The 15,938-nt window shown below is 23.5% G+C and carries 19 protein-coding genes, 2 pseudogenes and 1 CRISPR repeat array; of the genes and pseudogenes, 13 read left to right on the forward strand and 8 right to left on the reverse strand.

Features of this window, described 5'->3' with window-relative positions; all coding sequences use genetic code 11:
• Positions 1-37: 37 nt before the first annotated feature.
• The 3 genes from dprA to J2Z53_RS07210 all read left to right on the forward strand — a co-directional run bounded on the left by dprA (position 38) and on the right by J2Z53_RS07210 (position 3,429).
• Entirely contained in the window at positions 38-1,189 is a 1,152-nt protein-coding gene (dprA, locus tag J2Z53_RS07200; protein WP_209796766.1) for a DNA-processing protein DprA, read from the forward strand.
• 2 nt (positions 1,190-1,191) lie between these two features.
• Positions 1,192-2,325 (forward strand): phosphoribosyltransferase, encoded by a 1,134-nt coding sequence (locus tag J2Z53_RS07205; RefSeq protein WP_209796767.1) that lies wholly within the window; start codon positions 1,192-1,194, stop codon positions 2,323-2,325.
• Between the two features lie 177 nt (positions 2,326-2,502).
• Positions 2,503-3,429: a PH domain-containing protein gene (locus J2Z53_RS07210; protein ID WP_209796768.1), complete on the forward strand. Its 927-nt coding sequence runs from the start codon at positions 2,503-2,505 to the stop codon at positions 3,427-3,429.
• Between the two features lie 321 nt (positions 3,430-3,750).
• A CRISPR array of direct repeats spans positions 3,751-4,236; the repeat unit is 29 nt; unit sequence GTTTTATCTTAACTATATGGAATGTAAAT.
• 122 nt (positions 4,237-4,358) lie between these two features.
• Here the strand turns inward: J2Z53_RS07210 and J2Z53_RS07215 are convergent.
• The gene (locus J2Z53_RS07215; RefSeq protein WP_209796769.1) at positions 4,359-4,640 is read right to left on the reverse strand and encodes a helix-turn-helix domain-containing protein; all 282 of its coding nucleotides are present in this window, start codon (positions 4,638-4,640) and stop codon (positions 4,359-4,361) included.
• On the opposite strand from J2Z53_RS07215, the pseudogene J2Z53_RS07220 reads away from it, so the two are divergent.
• Together J2Z53_RS07220 and J2Z53_RS07225 are read left to right on the forward strand one after the other, a co-directional pair.
• A pseudogene (locus J2Z53_RS07220) lies at positions 4,632-4,853 on the forward strand (FAD-dependent oxidoreductase); the annotation flags it as partial. The gene J2Z53_RS07215 and the pseudogene J2Z53_RS07220 sit on opposite strands and share 9 nt — an antisense overlap.
• 58 nt (positions 4,854-4,911) lie before the next feature.
• Positions 4,912-5,847, forward strand: coding sequence for a hypothetical protein (locus tag J2Z53_RS07225; protein WP_209796770.1), 936 nt, complete (start codon positions 4,912-4,914; stop codon positions 5,845-5,847).
• 58 nt (positions 5,848-5,905) lie between these two features.
• Here the strand turns inward: J2Z53_RS07225 and J2Z53_RS07230 are convergent, their stop codons facing one another.
• A complete protein-coding gene (locus J2Z53_RS07230; protein ID WP_209796771.1) occupies positions 5,906-7,468 on the reverse strand; it encodes a recombinase family protein in 1,563 nt (520 codons plus the stop codon).
• Complete coding sequence (locus tag J2Z53_RS07235; RefSeq protein ID WP_209796772.1) at positions 7,449-7,640, reverse strand: hypothetical protein; 192 nt, start codon at positions 7,638-7,640, stop codon at positions 7,449-7,451. The genes J2Z53_RS07230 and J2Z53_RS07235 overlap by 20 nt, the downstream gene beginning before the upstream one ends.
• 23 nt (positions 7,641-7,663) lie before the next feature.
• Here J2Z53_RS07235 and J2Z53_RS07240 point away from each other — a divergent pair, with 23 nt between their 5' ends.
• The gene (locus J2Z53_RS07240) at positions 7,664-7,822 is read left to right on the forward strand and encodes a hypothetical protein (RefSeq protein WP_209796773.1); all 159 of its coding nucleotides are present in this window, start codon (positions 7,664-7,666) and stop codon (positions 7,820-7,822) included.
• 214 nt (positions 7,823-8,036) lie between these two features.
• Entirely contained in the window at positions 8,037-8,321 is a 285-nt protein-coding gene (locus J2Z53_RS07245) for a 50S ribosomal protein L7/L12 (protein ID WP_209796774.1), read from the forward strand.
• Between the two features lie 214 nt (positions 8,322-8,535).
• On the opposite strand, the gene J2Z53_RS07250 is transcribed toward J2Z53_RS07245, so the two are convergent.
• Both J2Z53_RS07250 and J2Z53_RS07255 read right to left on the reverse strand, forming a co-directional pair.
• Complete coding sequence (locus J2Z53_RS07250; protein ID WP_209796775.1) at positions 8,536-9,021, reverse strand: hypothetical protein; 486 nt, start codon at positions 9,019-9,021, stop codon at positions 8,536-8,538.
• Between the two features lie 552 nt (positions 9,022-9,573).
• Positions 9,574-10,194 carry a hypothetical protein gene (locus J2Z53_RS07255; protein ID WP_209796776.1) on the reverse strand — a complete coding sequence of 207 codons (621 nt, stop codon included), beginning with the start codon at positions 10,192-10,194 and terminating at the stop codon, positions 9,574-9,576.
• A gap of 358 nt (positions 10,195-10,552) precedes the next feature.
• Between J2Z53_RS07255 and J2Z53_RS07260 the strand changes: the two genes are divergently transcribed.
• Positions 10,553-11,308 carry a DUF3679 domain-containing protein gene (locus tag J2Z53_RS07260; RefSeq protein ID WP_209796777.1) on the forward strand — a complete coding sequence of 252 codons (756 nt, stop codon included), beginning with the start codon at positions 10,553-10,555 and terminating at the stop codon, positions 11,306-11,308.
• Positions 11,309-11,353: 45 nt separating this feature from the next.
• A pseudogene (locus J2Z53_RS07265) lies at positions 11,354-11,644 on the forward strand (FAD-dependent oxidoreductase); the annotation flags it as partial.
• Positions 11,645-11,738: 94 nt separating this feature from the next.
• On the opposite strand, the gene J2Z53_RS07270 reads toward J2Z53_RS07265, so the two are convergent.
• Positions 11,739-13,100 carry an MFS transporter gene (locus J2Z53_RS07270; RefSeq protein ID WP_209796778.1) on the reverse strand — a complete coding sequence of 454 codons (1,362 nt, stop codon included), beginning with the start codon at positions 13,098-13,100 and terminating at the stop codon, positions 11,739-11,741.
• Positions 13,101-13,560: 460 nt separating this feature from the next.
• Between J2Z53_RS07270 and J2Z53_RS07275 the strand changes: the two genes are divergently transcribed.
• From J2Z53_RS07275 to J2Z53_RS07290, 4 genes are all read left to right on the forward strand, one after another.
• Entirely contained in the window at positions 13,561-13,992 is a 432-nt protein-coding gene (locus J2Z53_RS07275) for a MarR family winged helix-turn-helix transcriptional regulator (protein WP_209796779.1), read from the forward strand.
• A 13-nt stretch (positions 13,993-14,005) separates the two neighbouring features.
• Positions 14,006-14,404: an HsmA family protein gene (locus J2Z53_RS07280; protein WP_209796780.1), complete on the forward strand. Its 399-nt coding sequence runs from the start codon at positions 14,006-14,008 to the stop codon at positions 14,402-14,404.
• Positions 14,405-14,637: 233 nt separating this feature from the next.
• On the forward strand, positions 14,638-15,024 hold the full coding sequence (locus J2Z53_RS07285) for a zinc ribbon domain-containing protein (RefSeq protein ID WP_209796781.1): 387 nt from the start codon (positions 14,638-14,640) through the stop codon (positions 15,022-15,024).
• A gap of 120 nt (positions 15,025-15,144) precedes the next feature.
• Entirely contained in the window at positions 15,145-15,417 is a 273-nt protein-coding gene (locus J2Z53_RS07290; RefSeq protein ID WP_209796782.1) for a hypothetical protein, read from the forward strand.
• A 72-nt stretch (positions 15,418-15,489) separates the two neighbouring features.
• Here the strand turns inward: J2Z53_RS07290 and J2Z53_RS07295 are convergent, their stop codons facing one another.
• Together J2Z53_RS07295 and J2Z53_RS07300 are read right to left on the reverse strand one after the other, a co-directional pair.
• Complete coding sequence (locus J2Z53_RS07295; protein WP_209796783.1) at positions 15,490-15,738, reverse strand: spore coat protein; 249 nt, start codon at positions 15,736-15,738, stop codon at positions 15,490-15,492.
• A gap of 12 nt (positions 15,739-15,750) precedes the next feature.
• Positions 15,751-15,936, reverse strand: a complete 186-nt coding sequence (locus J2Z53_RS07300; protein ID WP_209796784.1) for a hypothetical protein — start codon at positions 15,934-15,936, stop codon at positions 15,751-15,753.
• Between the last annotated feature and the right edge of the window lie 2 nt (positions 15,937-15,938).

Below are 15,938 nucleotides of genomic sequence, written 5' to 3' on the forward strand. Positions count from 1 at the left end.
AAGAAGGAAATAAATTTATGTTAAGGGGAGGGTATAAATGAAGAAGTATTATATAGCATTACAGCTTATGGGAATAAGTAATGATATTATAATAAAAATAATGGAAGTCTTATCATATAAGCAATTGGTTAATATTTTTGATAATGGAAATATATTAGAAATAGAGTTTAAATATAATATACATTTAGGTAAATATATACAAAAATTTGATGATAAGATTTTTTTAAAAAATGCTTTAAATAAAGCGGAAAATATTATTAAAAAAAATAAAGTATTAGGTATAAAGACAATAATATTTATTAGTAAAAATTATCCTAGAAGATTAAAATTAATTAAAAATCCTCCAGCTATATTATATATAAAGGGTAGAAATATTTTAAAGGAGGACGATAAATCAATTGCATGTATTGGTACACGAAATCCTACTAATTATGGAATAAAAACTACAAAATCAGTTATATCAAATTTAGTTAGAGAAAAATTCACAATAATTAGTGGTTTAGCTTATGGTATAGATAGCATATCACATGAGTCTTGTTTAAATAATAATGGTAGAACTATAGCTGTTTTAGCACATGGATTAGATATTATATATCCTAAAGACCATACTAAGTTAGCTGAAGAAATTGTACAAAGTGGAGGAACTTTAATTTCAGAATATCCTGTTGGTACAAAAGTAGATAAATTTAGATTTGTACATAGAAATAGAATTGTAAGTGGTCTTGCAGCTGGAGTCTTAATGATAGAAGCAAAAGAAAAAAGTGGAACAAGGTATACAATAGACTTTGCTATTGAACAAAATAAAAAAATATTTGTTCCAGTTTTTAATAAATTTTCTTTTGAATCTGGACTAAATTTAGAATTATTAAATAGCAAGAAAGCAATAGCTATAAATGGAGATGATGATTATGTAAAAATTTTAAAACAATTAGACTACAAATTAAAATATGATAAAAGATTAATAAATAAACTAAAAAGTAAGCAAATAAATCTACTTATAAATGAATTGCTAAAAGAAACAAATATAGATGTTAATGAATTTAAAGAAAATGATGGAAAAGTAAGTTTTGATGTAAACAAAGAAACATATTCAATGTTTAAGCAAATATTAAAAGAAGAAGATATAACAATTAAGCAGTTTTTTAATTCGATAATATTGGGAGTTTTAAATAAAAGAGGGGAGAAATAAAATTGAGTAAACAGTTTATTATTTCAATAGATGTATATGAGAATTTAAAAAATGATAGTAGGAATGAATTAAAAAAATATTTAATTGAAATGAAAGAAAGAGGAAATAATATTATTTTTACTTCTATAGATTATAGAAGATCAAAAGAAATAGCTGATTTATTAAATAAAGGAATTGAATTTAAAAATAGAGATTTGTTAAAGAGTAATATTAAGAATAAAGAAATTGATATTGAAAATATAATTTTCATTGGAAATAAAAATTATGATCTAATTATGGCAGCAACAAATAAAAGTTTTTTTATAGTTCCTATGTGGTGTAATGAAATACAAGAAAAAGCTGATAAATATGGATTGAAAATTAGCTCTATTGAAAATTTAAAAAAAGTTATAGCAATAATTTTAAATCAAAAAAATTGGTTTTATGAGTTAGATGTTGATAATAAAACAAAAGTATTAAGTTTGACTAGTGCAAATACAATAGGAATACATTCAAGTGAAGAAATCGAATTAATTAATGGGTTTAGAGAATATTTAAAGAGAGGTGGATATAAATACTATAGTACATTATTATATCATTTTTTATCTGGGATTGTTAATAAACCAGAATTTAGAAATATACAGGATTGGTCTATAATACCATCTTCAGGGACTGAATTGAACAGAGAAATGCTTTTATTTAAAGAAAAAGCTAGATATCTTATGAATGGAAGAAAAAAAGACAATATATTTATAAGGCATACAAAAACATGGAAGAGTCATGAAGCATATATATATGGATATGATAGAATACCTTGTGACAGACATTTTAATACAATAATGATTAATCCCTTATATAAAGGAAAACTTAAAAATAGAATAGTATGTATATTTGATGATTATTCAACTAATGGAACATCTTTTGAAGTCGCTAGAAATTTACTTTTAAAAGAAAATGTAAAAAAAATATATTGTGTTTCATTAGGTAAATTTGGAGTTAATTCACCATATGTTAAACAAGATTATGAATTAGAAGGAAATTTATATAGCAAAGGAGGATATAAATATAATTTAATAGATAAAAAAAATATATATGGAAATGTTAATAAAAAGTCTATATCAGAAATAGAAAAATTATATCATATTATTTACGATTAAAAAATGCTAGTATGAATTATCATACTAGCATTTTTTATATAGAATAAGGAAATCAATTAACTCTTTTAAAATACTATAACATAAATAAACTTAAATATTTCTACTTAATAAATTGTTTACATATAACAAAAAGAAAGATGCTAAAATATAGATAAATACATATTAGGGGGAGAGTTTATGAGTTTTTTAGATAAACTTATGGAAAAGCAGAAAGAACATAATGAAAAATATGCAGAAAAAACAAAAAGTAGAATAGATAAGATAGAACAAATTAGAGAAAAAGGTAATTATAAATTAAATAATATAAAAGATAAAAAAGAAGAAAATAAATTAGGAGCATATTATCTTAATAGTAGCAAAAAAGAAATTCAAGAGCTACAAGTCGTATTAAATGAAAGTGAAGTGTGTAAGTATTTAGTAGATGGATTTGCATGTGGAGATACATGGATAATTGCTATTACAAATAGTAGACTAATATTCTTACATAAAAAATTAAAAGGTGATATTAAAAAGAAATATATAAATATCAGTGACATAAAGTTTACAAAACTTAAAACAGGTTTATTATCTGGAAAAATAGAAATAGGATTAAATGATGAGTATATTGTAATCACTAATATCTATAAAGATTATGTTGAAGGTATGTTTAATCTTTTAAATGAAACAATAATTAAATGTATTATGAATAGAGATAATATTGAATATGGAGAAGCAAAATTAGTTTGGGATGATGTTTCTAAAGAATATGAATTAGCCAAGATTGAAAAGGAAAATAAGCTAAAAGAAGAAAAGAAGGAAAAAGAAAGACAAGAATATGAAAAAGCTAAAAGAGAATATGAAGAAAAAATAAAAGCCAAGGAAGAAGAAAAAAGAAATGAGAAGCAATACCAAAAGGATAGATTAAAACAATTAAAGAGGGATCATATACCTTATTGCCCTAAGTGCCATAGTACAGCAATAACTTATCAAGGTAAAAAAATTAGTATAGGTAAAGCTATAGTTGGTGGAGTTCTTTTAGGTCCAGGAGGAACAGTTCTTGGTGGACTTAGTGGTAAAAAAGGAAAAGTAGTTTGCTTAAATTGCGGACATAAATGGAAGTTATAAAGTACCTATAAATATAAATAAGTTATTTTAAAATTAATCAATATATTATAGTTATATAAAATAATAAAGACGTATAAATTTAATTATGCCAGTAATGGAGAGAATGTAGTGTTGCCTAGCTTAAAAGATTAAACACAGGTGCAGTAGATCGATTTTTTTAATAAATACTTTCTAGCTATTATGAACACATGCTTTAAATGGGATTAGAAATATATTTAAAATCTATTATCTAAGGTTTACTGCAAAATAGAGTTAAATATGCTAGAATATTAATATAAAGAATGGCTTATTTATGCTGTTATTTAATATAAGATTTTTGGGGTTTTATCTTAACTATATGGAATGTAAATCGTTTGTAAGTTACTCTTACTCTATCTCCTATCTTTAGTTTTATCTTAACTATATGGAATGTAAATATTACACTATTTGCAACATCTTCATCACAATAAACATGTTTTATCTTAACTATATGGAATGTAAATCTGTCTGATTCATATTGAATAAATATATAATCGTATTGTTTTATCTTAACTATATGGAATGTAAATGCATTAATCTGACTTGCAGTATTTGCATTACTATAAGGTTTTATCTTAACTATATGGAATGTAAATTTAAATTTTATAGTAGATTTAATTTGTCCTGATCCGTTTTATCTTAACTATATGGAATGTAAATTGCTAAAGATGGAAGAGATTCTATATATGCAGGATTGTTTTATCTTAACTATATGGAATGTAAATGATGTTGATAATATAGCAAAGATTATTTTGGATAGGTTTTATCTTAACTATATGGAATATAAATAGATAGTTATGGAGAAAGTTATGAGTTTTTTAGATAAACTTTATGGAAAGACAGAAATGAGAAGTATTATAATACAATAAAAAAGCTAGAAGTTATATTCTTCTAGCTTTTTATATTTATGATCATTTATCATTTAAATTAAAGTAATCTTTATTCAAGTTAAAATTATTTATTAATTGATTTAAATACTTATCAGAAGGAATACGTTCATTACTTTCCCATCTATAAACAGTCATAACAGCAACTTGAGCTTTTTTAGCAAATTGATTGTATGTAAGACCACTTTTAATTCTAAGAAGCTTAATTTTATCACCTATAGTTTTATTAGGATATAATGATAAAAAAGAAACAGTTTTTTCTTTAAAAACTCGGTTAAAGGTTGTTTTTTTACTTACACTGGACATGCAAAATTAATGACTACCTATTATCCACTAGAGAAATTAAGAAAAATACATGGATTAGAAAGAGCAAAATATGTTGATCCATATGCAGGCAGTAAAGGAAATTCAATAAGATATCTTTCTGTTGCACAACGAACAAATGACATGAAAGTAAAAGGAGTAGATAATTTATTCTGTGGTGGAGAAAAATCAGGATTATTTGTTGGTCATACAGATGTATGATAGTCTAAATTGCTATATGTTATAATATATTTAGAAAGAGGAGAGGATAAATATGAGCTTTAATTATAATCTATATGCAGAAAAAAGAATAGATGATGCTGAATGTTATATTGACATTAAAGGAAAAGATATACGATTAGCTGTACAGAAAATGAATAATTTATATTCATTAATAAGTATTGCAAGAATATCGTTAGAATATTCTAATAAAAAGTGCTATTCAAAAAATGATGAAAATTCAAATTTTGTTAGATATGTACATATTAAAAATGCAATTTTAAATTTAAATTCAATCTATGATGTTTCGCTACAAGTTATATGGTTTTTATATAGAGTTTGGAATAAATATGATATATTAGAATTTTCTTGTGAAGATAGAAAAAAAGCTAAAAAAATAAAAAGAAATGGAGAGTTTTGGATTGATAATGCTGAAAATTTGTGTTCATATAAATATATAATAAAATATTTAAAAAATTCCGAAATAAAAGAAGAAAATGAATTAGGTGATTTATTAGAAGAATTCAAAGACAAATTTTTGTTTAATAATAAAAAGAAGTTTACTGTTAGAGCTTTATGTAATTTTATAAAACATAAAGGAGATATATTGGTAAAAGAATTAAATAAAGGTACAAAATTAGAAATACAATCTAATATAAAAATTGGAAGAGATGTCGACATTCTTTTAAAGTGTAATAATGATGAATTTCCAAAAATAAAAATTAAAAAATTCGAAAGTATATTAGTTGATATTATATATAGTAATAATGCAAAGAGTGAAGAAAATTTTTATGGTAAGGATTTAATTAGAAGAATATATACTTTAGATGAAATTATATTAGAGTGCAATAAATACTTAGAAAATTTTTATGATATATATGATAAGAATGTTAAAATACTAAGTAAACATCTTATTCGTAATCCATTTTTCCGAGAAAGTAAAGTTGGGAAGAGTATTAATGTAAATATAGATAAATATTTTTTAGATTAAAAATACAATTAATGAAATGAAAAGAAGCATGATAAATATCATACTTCTTTTCATTTCATTAATTGTATTTTAATACTATTTCATTTGAATCACTATTCCATGTTATTTTTTCAAGCATATCATTTAAACATCTTTTCTTTTCTTCAAAATTCATATAATCAAAATTGTTTTTAAACTCATCTAATTTTTTTATATTATTATTAACTTCTCTATGAGCTTCAGCTATTTTAGCTTCTATATTTTTAAATTCATCAATCTGTTTATCTATTTCTAAAATTTTAGATTTAAATAATGATATCTGATTAATAAATAATTTTGAAATATCATTATCACTTGTAAGGGATAATTTATTTATTAAGTTATCTATTTTCTTTTTTAAAAGATCCTTTTCTTCATTAAGTTTATTCACTTTATTAGTATTTTCTTCGATATCTAAAGAGTTTGTTAAAGTTTTTAAGTTATTACATATATCTTCGGCAGTTCTAATTTTAATTTTGTCTATAACAAGTTTTTCTACTTCTTGTCCATTTATGTTTTTAGATTTACATCTAGTGCCACCAGAATTATTTTTCATAGAACAAGTATAATAAAATGTTTTAGTTCCATCACATCTTTTATGTCCATAGGTAACTCTCATTCCTGAACCACACTGACATTTTAATATTCCAGTTAATAGAGCAGTATTAGTTTTACCTAGTCTTGGTGCTTTGGAAGTATTCTCTTTAATTATTTCTTGAACTTTAAGCCATTTATCAGCAGGTATAATTCCTTTATGCTTACTTATTGCTGCAATTTTTTCTTCACCTTTTCCATATCTTAAAATTCCATTACCATTTGGATCTCCACATACTTCATAGCCAAGCTTTTCTAAAAAGTTGCATACTTCTTGATTGCTTTGTACATATACTGGGTTTTGAAGAATTATATTTATTGCACTTTTATCTAAATTACCACCGTTTTTCCCCCTGAAGTTATTAGTTAAACTCCATTTACTAACTTGTGATAATGATTTTTCATCTAAATATTTATCATATACTTTTTTTACTAATTTTAATTCTTCAGTATTTTTCCTAAGTAAAGCTAATGATCTTTCTTTCATATTTTCATCTTTATAAGTTTCTCTAATATAATTAAAGCCTAAAGGAGATTGTCCACCTAACCAACGTCCCATTTTTGCAAGTGTATACATATTATCTTTAACACGTTCAGCAATTTGTTCACGTTCTAGTTGAGCTAATGAAGCTAGTATACCAATAATTGCTCGTCCAAAAGAAGTAGAAGAGTCAAAGCCTTCAGTAGCACTATATATAATACAGTTTAATGAAGTACACATTTCCATAGTATTATGTATATCTCTCGCATTTCTACCAAGTCTATTTAATTGATATATTATGATCTTATTAATTTTCCCATTTCTGACTTTAGATATCATTTCTTGATATTTAGGCCTATTTTCATTTTTACCTGAAAAACCTTCATCAACATATATTTCTATATCTTTTTCAGTTATTTCATCAGAGAACTTAAATTCAATGAATTTTTGACATTTTATAATCTGATTTTCTATAGATTCACCTTTGCCAGTAAATTTAGATTTTCTACTATAGATTGCAATAGTCATAAGTTACCTCCTTATCTTGAATAGAAAGTCTTATATTATTATATTTATCTTCCTTAAGATATATTGATAATAACTTATATTTTATAATTTCTTCTGTTACATTAAAATAGATTGAAAGTGCATATATATTATTTGAATTTTTAGTAGCAAATTTTTCTATGAAATCATACATTATTTTTATAGGGGGGGGATTAGATGAGTAAAATAACAGTTATTGAAGAAAATAAACCATCAGCAAAATGTAAAGAGGCTTTTGGTAAAATTGCAGCTAAATCACTTTTAAGACGCTTAGGGATAGAAGAGTGTAGACTATTATTAAAAGAGTATTATAAATCAAAAGAAAAAAAGGCATAATAGCCTTAAAATAATTTAAATTACATAACTTTAATTATTTAACAAATATTATTAATTGTTATATTTCTTAAATAATATACTCGTAAATGATAACTATAAAATATAAAATAAAAAACACTATTAATCTAAAATTAATTAAATAATATAATATTTATAAAATATGTTATAATTAACCTATAATTAGAAATTAGAATTAAAGATAAGGAGGAAAAACATGAAATATTATATTATTTTACTATTAATCATAATTTGTATTCTTGCATTTAATAAAATTTCTGTATTAGAGAAAAGAATAAAAATTCAAGAAGATAGTTTAAATGAATTATGTAAAATAACAGGACATGAAAACTTGTCTTCTTATTGGGTTTCAGATGAATTAAAAGAATTAGCTATTCATCTAAAGCGAACTGGAAAAGAAGTTGCAGCTATTAAAAAAATTCGTGAACAAACGCAGATGTCTTTATTAGAAGCAAAACAATATGTTGAAAACTTAGATTAGTTTCTATAATTTTAGTGTATTATGAATCCAGTTCATTAATTACATATTTAAATCATAACTTAAATACCGTATTATTCATAATTGAATAAACGGTATTTTCTATTGTGATCTAATTATAAAAATAAAAAACTTTAATTAACTTGGCTAAAAAATTAAATAGATCATATAGATAGGTAATTTATAATAAATATAGGTTAAAAATTATAAAAAAATATTATCTGCATCTAAGTTTAAAAATAAATCTAACATTATGACTATCATCCCAAACAGTCTCAACAATATATCCATATGTTCCAGGTTTTTTAGGCGTAGTAAATGTATAATTAGAAACTTCAACTTCAGTATGTTTATCATTTGACTTAATGTTTTTATTTATGGAGTACACCTTAAATTTTTCTATATCTTTAGCAAATGATAAGTTTAATTTAATATTAGTATTACTTGAAACTTGAATTGCTTCAATTTCACTTAATCTCACTATATCATAAGTTCCTAAATCAAAGCTATTACCACCATTACCATTGGAAGAATTAAACCAATTTCCACCATTTGTAGAAGCTACAAAATTTATATTATCTTTAGGTGAACTAACTTCTAATTTAGGAGGATTATATGGAAACTTATATATAGTTAGTGATGCTATTAAGATTATAGAAAATAATCCTACTAATAAAAGAATTGAAATTAAACATTTTTTCATAAAACCTCCTAGTACTTTTTAACGTATATTTCAATATATAATCTATTATATTTGTAATTAACTTTAGTATTATTAATATTATGACAATATAATAACAAATAAGTATAAATTAACAATTATGTATTTTAATTCAATTAAATAGTTTCATTTGTAGTGGATTAACTATAGCAGTTAAAAATTTATAAAGAAAGGACTAAGTATAGACTGAATAGTTGGGAAAGAACTTGGAAAGCTTTATATAGTAAATAGGAAAAAGGCAGTAGGATTAATTCCTTACTGCCTATAAATATCTTTTATTAAATTTAATCTCGCTAATTTACAATTTTTATATTTTTTAATTTATTTAGTATACATTCACGCTAACTACATCTTTATTATAACCTGCGTTAATACATAAAATTTATTTAAGTTATTTATGGTTATTTTATTTTCTATTATCTATAAAGTAACTTTATTATTAGTAAGTGTTTAAGTTATTTGGAAGGTAGAATAATTTTACCTTTTAGTTTCACTTTATTATATATTGAAAATAATATTCTAAATTTATAAATATTATTTTCCCACTGAACTTTCCAAACTTTCCAAAAAAGGTTTAAACAATTTTTCCTCTGCTATTTTTCTTGCTTTTATTGCATCATTTTTATTTTTAAAAGTTCCTAGAAAATATCTTTTCTTTTTAAAAGATATATTAGAAACCCATTTTCCAGTCTTACTATTAAAGGTAACACCAGTAACTCCACTTTTATTACTTTTAATAGTAGTATTTAATTTCAAAAAGGCTATATTTGTTCCATCTATTAAATTCTTTTCTTTAAGTTTTTTTCGTGCATTTTTTGCAGAATCTTTTGCTTTATTTCTTTTTAGACAACCGCAACTTACTGTAGCTCCTGAAATTAAACTAGACAATGGTACATCTTTTATGTTCCCACAATCGCACTTACAACGCCAGATTCTTCCGTTACTTTTAGATATTCCAACATATCTTAAAGCCGTTAATAATCCAAATCTTTTACCGGTTATATCATTAAATCTATAAGTATTAGAACAACCGCAATTATTAATTTTATTTTGGCCTAGGGAATCGCCCCTGATCCATTTGAAATTGCCACAATCACAACGGCAATAATAATAAGTTTTATTATTTTTTCTTTTACGTTCTAATAAAGTAAGCATTCCAATTTTTTTGCCAGTTAAATCTTTAGCTTTAATTTTAATTACCTCCCAGATTTAAATTACTCACTAAATCTTATACTTAATTACAACGTATGCTTCATAAAAAATAAAATAAATAACACTGTTTAATAAATTATTCAAATAAAAATGCTGATATATTATTATACAACATTATGCATAATTTATAAAGAAGTACTATATTGTTGATAATATTTAATTTAATCATATTTATATTAAATTAAATAAATAATATACAGGAAATTAATAAATCGATTAAAGAGTTTTACTATTTTGCTTTGAATATATTAAATAACTTCTTAATAAATATAAATAAATAAACTTATCAAGGGGGATTTTAATGAAAAATCATGATAATAATGCTTTCCTTACTATACTCAAGTCAGCTATGACTGTTCCAGGAGTAAAAATTAAAAGAGATGAGTATTTAGAAAAAGAATTAATTAAATATTTTCCAAAAGATATAGTTAATATTGCTATAGAAAAAAATCCTGCAAGTGCAGGAATTCATGCAAAGCAAATAGAAAATATAGCAAAATCATCTATAAAATATGAAACTAATAAAGTAACTACAATATCTGCTGTAGCTGGAATTCCTGGTGGATTTGCAATGATTGGGACAATTCCAGGAGATGCTGTACAATATTTTGCTCATATTATTCGAATACTTCAAAAATTAATATATTTATATGGATGGAAAGAATTATATAATGAAAACGATGAATTTGATGATGAAACAATGAATCAATTAATTTTATTTATTGGAGTTATGTTTGGGGTTCAATCAGCAAATTCTGCAATTGCAAAATTATCAGGCATTATGGCTCAAAACATTCAAAAATCGTTAGTCAATAGAGCATTAACTAAAGGAACTATTTATCCTATAGTAAAAAAAATAGCTGCAATTTTAAGTATTAAAATGACAAAGGAGATTTTTGCAAAAGGAGTAGGAAAGGTAGTTCCTTTAATAGGAGGTGCTTTTTCAGGTGCAGTTACTTATGCAACATTTAAACCATCAGCTAATAAATTGAAGAAGCATTTAGAGACTCTTCCAACAGCAAATCCAGCATTTTATGAAGAATCTGCTATGGATTAAATTTTCATAGAATAGATTATAAAATTTAATCGCAATTTAGAATAACATACAGAAGCAATATGCACAGGTTCTATTGCAGGACATAATGCAGTAAGGCAATATATGGGACTACCACTTTTAATTTTGCCAAGGAATTTGGCAATAGGTGATATTATAGCTTATGCTAATGAAAAAACACTAAACGAAGAAGATAGAAAAAGTAGATATACATTTGCAGGTTCAGTATACTTTAAAAGAATGCAAGAAGAAGGACTATATATAACTGATAGGAAACTAATAGAAGAAAAAATTAAAAAGTTAAATTTAGATAATATATTTGAGGAAAAATTAAATTAATATTTTACAGATAACATTTATAAAAAAATAAAAAGAAGTATGAGTGCTCATACTTCTTTTTATTTTCTTATATTTTAATATTATTTTTGATAATTTATTTCTTATTATTATTTTCAGAATTTCTATTATATTTTTTGAAGAATACAAGTAATATTCCTATACTACCAATTAAATAAACTACACTAGCTATATAATAAGCAGTACCATATCCACTTGGAGTTCTTAATAAATAATATCTTGCAAATAATCCTGCAAAAATTCCTACTAAACCATTTACTATTAACATAATAGAATTGTAAGCTGGAACTAAGTTTTTAGGAACAAAAGTTAATGGTAAGGATGCTTTAATAGGACCTGCAGCATTTGCAATTCCAGATCTTAAAAATAAAATTATTCCAATTGCCCAAGCTACATTAGCTCCGAAAATTGCACCGTTTGCCATAAGAAGCATTAATGGAATACATAAAATTGTACCAAGTGCAACTGTAACAATAGATCCAAGCTTCTTTTCAAGCCAAGGTGTACAAAAATAAGCTAAAACCATAGCTAATGTAGAGAAAGTTATTATTGTTGAAACAACACCTCTACTTATATGCAAGAAATTATTTAAGTATATTGGGAAGTATGGCATTATAAGTAGAGCACCAAATCCAATTAAGCTAGTTAAAACTACCCATAAAAGAACGTATTTATTTGCAAATAATTTTAAATCAAATTTCTTTGTAGCTTTTCTTGCAGCTAATTCTTCAGCTGTTTCTGTATAATCTTCAACTTGTTCTTTTAAAAACAATAAGCAGATTAATGAAAGTATTGTTAATATTACTGCAATCCATAAAACAAATCTATAAGAAGAAGTATAAGCTGATAATTGCATTTGATTTAGTTCACCTTGATGTTCTGATAAAATAGATGCTTTATCATAAGATATTTTTAAGTTATCACTAAATTTCCAAACGACTATTTTACCATTTAAAAATGTTAATAAAGATTGGCTAATTAAATTACAATACATAACTCTTGCGAACATAGATGTTCTTCTTTTTGTAGGTGTATAAGAAGTAAACATTAGAGGATATATACAATCATACATTCCTGCACCAATATTTATAAGAATATTAGCAATTAAAATTACAGTTGAATTTTTACTAAATATACATGCAAACAAACCTAATAATAATATAATAGGAGATGTAACTATTAATTTTTTATAGCCAATTTTATTTGTAAGTAAAAGTATAAGAGCTATTGCAAAGGTACCTATTGATCCGTAGGCAGGAAGTGCTTTAACAACATCTGGAACTGTAAGGTTTAAATAAGATACATAAGAATCATTTGTTATTCCTGTTACAGCACCCATAAAAATATAACTTAATATAAAAATAGTGCAATTATATCTCCATCTCTTGTCCCAATCCTCGTCGTTAAAGGTGACTAAATTTAATAATTTTTCTTCCATAAAAATTCCTCCTTAGTTTAAACTCAGCTTATGTTTACGTTTACAATATTATAATAAGCTTTATTTACAAAAAAATCTAATTATAGAAAAATAAATTATAAAAGTTTTTTAAAGGAAGTATAGTTAAATAATTAATAAAGTTAATTATTTATTATTAAAAATGAATAATATTAATTATTTAATTACATTTTATAAAAGGTTTATACAAAATTATAAATTATAAAATTTATATTATTTATGGGAAGTTTTAATAATATTTAAATATATAAATAATAAATATTGAAAATTCTGCAATCAATATATTTTATACTTTTATAAAAAAATATATTTTAATTTTTTTTATATATAAAATTATTCACTATTAATTAACAACATAATTATTGTAATATTTTTTATATAGTATTATTATTTTAATATAATAATTAGTATGCTAATATTTTAAAATAAAAGGAAGTATTTTATGAAATGTATACACGAATTTAATATCTGTTTATATATAAAAGAAATTAATTCTATAATAAATAGTAAAATAACAGAAAAATTAAAATTAAGGGGACTTACTCAAAGTCAAGTAACAGCTATTAAATTTATTGGTCATTTTGACAAATTGACATTAAGTGAATTAAGTCAAAAAATGGCTATAAAAAAATCTACATGTTCTGGAATAGTTGATAGATTAGAAAAAGCTAATATTTTTGAAAGAGTTAAAGATAAAGATGATAAAAGAGTAACCTATATTAAATTTTCAGAAAAAGGAAAAATTTTATCAGATGAAATTAAAGGAGATATAAATAATAGCTTTAAAGAAATATTTAATGGAATTTGTCAAGAAGATTTAGAAATAATAGAAAGCAGATTAGAAAAAATTATTAATCTAATAAAAGAAAACTAAGGAGATGATTATAATGCCAAAATTATTAATTCCTGCAATTATATTTATAACTTTAGCATTAATATTTTATACTATAGGTGTTTGGGGAGAGCATAAAGCCAAAATATTAAAGAAAAAACATGTAATTATTTTTTGGTGTGGTTTAGTTTGTGATACTTTAGGAACTTTCACAATGAGTAGGATAGTTGCTGCAGGTACAGATAAAACTATAACAAATACTCAATTAATGATACACCAATCAACTGGTTTATTAGCTATAATTTTAATGCTATTTCATGCAGTTTGGGCAACTTGGGTTCTTAATAAAGGAAGTGCTAAAGCAAAAGAAGCTTTCCATAAATTTAGTATGTTAGTATGGTTTATTTGGTTAATTCCTTACTTTGTAGGTATGTATATAGGGATGGCAGGTTAAAATTTGTAGTATAAATTTTAAGTTGAAGAGATTTTATTATTTAAAATTTCTTCAACTTTTTTTAGTTATATAAAATTAGTAAAATAATTTATAATACAGTTATAATAATTGTAATTGTAGCTAAAGATAAAATAATAATTTGCAAAATAAATTTTTGATAAACTATAAATAAGTTATATACTTAATAAAGAGAGAAATTTAAATATAATATATGTTGCTATATGGAGGTATATATGTTTTTTATAGGGATATTTGGTATAGAAAATAAACAAAAAGAAATAAAAATTTTAAAAAATATATATTGTAAAAAATGTAATGAAAATTTAAGTGGAAAACTTATAAAAACATTTGATTGTTTTCATTTCTTTTTTATACCTGTTTTTAGGTGGAATGAACATTTTTATTTCATATGCAATAGATGTAATTCTGTATATGAAATTCCTAAAGAAAAAGGAAATAAAATTGAAAAAGGAGAAAATATAGATATTACTTATTGGGATTTAAATCCTATTGAAATTAAACATGATAGTTATGAAAAAATAAATAGATGCTCAAATTGTGGTAAAGTTTTAAAGGATGATTTTAGATATTGTCCATATTGTGGCACAAAGCTTAAGTAATAGTTTATTAATTAACAATTGTAGATAAGTATTTCATAATATGATAGAATATTATTGTTTTTATAGAGATAGAAAAATATAGATTTAATTATTTTTAAATTTTCTATAAAGGCAGGTATTATGAAAAGAGGCGTTTTTTTAATGGAAAATATTCAAAAATATATAGAGACAGCAAAGAAGATTCTTACAGAAAAATCTTTAAATATATTAGATGGTGAATCTGTAAGTGAAGGTACTCTATTATCTACTGGAATAAGTGAATTAGAAGAAGGTACAGTAGTATCATTTATAGATAAAAAATCTAATAAGATAAATCCAATATGGTATTATTATAATATAAAGAATGAAGTTATTTATAAACATAAAAATAATATATGGGAAAAAATCTATTAAATAAAATTTTACTAATGTTTAAAAAGCACTTATATTTAAATCAAAATATAAGTGCTTTTAAATTTTATGTAATTATCCCATAGTTACTTCAGATTTTACTGTATTTATTTCAGTTTCATTTGCTGGTTGTGCAGGCTTATAGTATCCTTTATTTTTTGCAATTGTATATACATTATATTGACGCACTTCATCTTTGTTTCTCATTTGTTGAATTGTTTCACGTAACTGTTGATTATCAGTTTGAGATATTATTGAAGCATAGCCTGTTAAACTACTATTAATCATACTTAAATAATCGTTTATCATATCTTTTTCATTCATTGTATTAACCTCCTATTTTAGAAAAGACATTAAAGTTTCTTTGCTATTTTTTGCATCTTGAGCATCTTTTTGAAGCATTTGAATAATATTAGGATCAGTACAATGTTTAGCATAATCCTCAAGTTTATGTTCTATTGTTCCATGTGCACCAATAAGATGACGAAGATTTTGTAATTCTAATAGATTTAAGTTTGACATAA

Origin of the sequence: Clostridium moniliforme, assembly GCF_017873235.1 — a bacterium.
GTDB lineage: Bacteria > Bacillota > Clostridia > Clostridiales > Clostridiaceae > Clostridium > Clostridium moniliforme.

Excerpts from the sequence above, each read along its gene's own strand:
- dprA (WP_209796766.1), top strand. The coding sequence starts at position 38 with ATGAAGAAGTATTATATAGCATTACAGCTTATGGGAATAAGTAATGAT.
- J2Z53_RS07210 (WP_209796768.1), top strand. The coding sequence starts at position 2,503 with ATGAGTTTTTTAGATAAACTTATGGAAAAGCAGAAAGAACATAATGAA.
- J2Z53_RS07215 (WP_209796769.1), bottom strand. The coding sequence starts at position 4,640 with ATGTCCAGTGTAAGTAAAAAAACAACCTTTAACCGAGTTTTTAAAGAA.
- J2Z53_RS07225 (WP_209796770.1), top strand. The coding sequence starts at position 4,912 with ATGAGCTTTAATTATAATCTATATGCAGAAAAAAGAATAGATGATGCT.
- J2Z53_RS07230 (WP_209796771.1), bottom strand. The coding sequence starts at position 7,468 with ATGACTATTGCAATCTATAGTAGAAAATCTAAATTTACTGGCAAAGGT.
- J2Z53_RS07235 (WP_209796772.1), bottom strand. The coding sequence starts at position 7,640 with ATGTATGATTTCATAGAAAAATTTGCTACTAAAAATTCAAATAATATA.
- J2Z53_RS07240 (WP_209796773.1), top strand. The coding sequence starts at position 7,664 with ATGAGTAAAATAACAGTTATTGAAGAAAATAAACCATCAGCAAAATGT.
- J2Z53_RS07245 (WP_209796774.1), top strand. The coding sequence starts at position 8,037 with ATGAAATATTATATTATTTTACTATTAATCATAATTTGTATTCTTGCA.
- J2Z53_RS07250 (WP_209796775.1), bottom strand. The coding sequence starts at position 9,021 with ATGAAAAAATGTTTAATTTCAATTCTTTTATTAGTAGGATTATTTTCT.
- J2Z53_RS07255 (WP_209796776.1), bottom strand. The coding sequence starts at position 10,194 with ATGCTTACTTTATTAGAACGTAAAAGAAAAAATAATAAAACTTATTAT.
- J2Z53_RS07260 (WP_209796777.1), top strand. The coding sequence starts at position 10,553 with ATGAAAAATCATGATAATAATGCTTTCCTTACTATACTCAAGTCAGCT.
- J2Z53_RS07270 (WP_209796778.1), bottom strand. The coding sequence starts at position 13,100 with ATGGAAGAAAAATTATTAAATTTAGTCACCTTTAACGACGAGGATTGG.
- J2Z53_RS07275 (WP_209796779.1), top strand. The coding sequence starts at position 13,561 with ATGAAATGTATACACGAATTTAATATCTGTTTATATATAAAAGAAATT.
- J2Z53_RS07280 (WP_209796780.1), top strand. The coding sequence starts at position 14,006 with ATGCCAAAATTATTAATTCCTGCAATTATATTTATAACTTTAGCATTA.
- J2Z53_RS07285 (WP_209796781.1), top strand. The coding sequence starts at position 14,638 with ATGTTTTTTATAGGGATATTTGGTATAGAAAATAAACAAAAAGAAATA.
- J2Z53_RS07290 (WP_209796782.1), top strand. The coding sequence starts at position 15,145 with ATGAAAAGAGGCGTTTTTTTAATGGAAAATATTCAAAAATATATAGAG.
- J2Z53_RS07295 (WP_209796783.1), bottom strand. The coding sequence starts at position 15,738 with ATGAATGAAAAAGATATGATAAACGATTATTTAAGTATGATTAATAGT.
- J2Z53_RS07300 (WP_209796784.1), bottom strand. The coding sequence starts at position 15,936 with ATGTCAAACTTAAATCTATTAGAATTACAAAATCTTCGTCATCTTATT.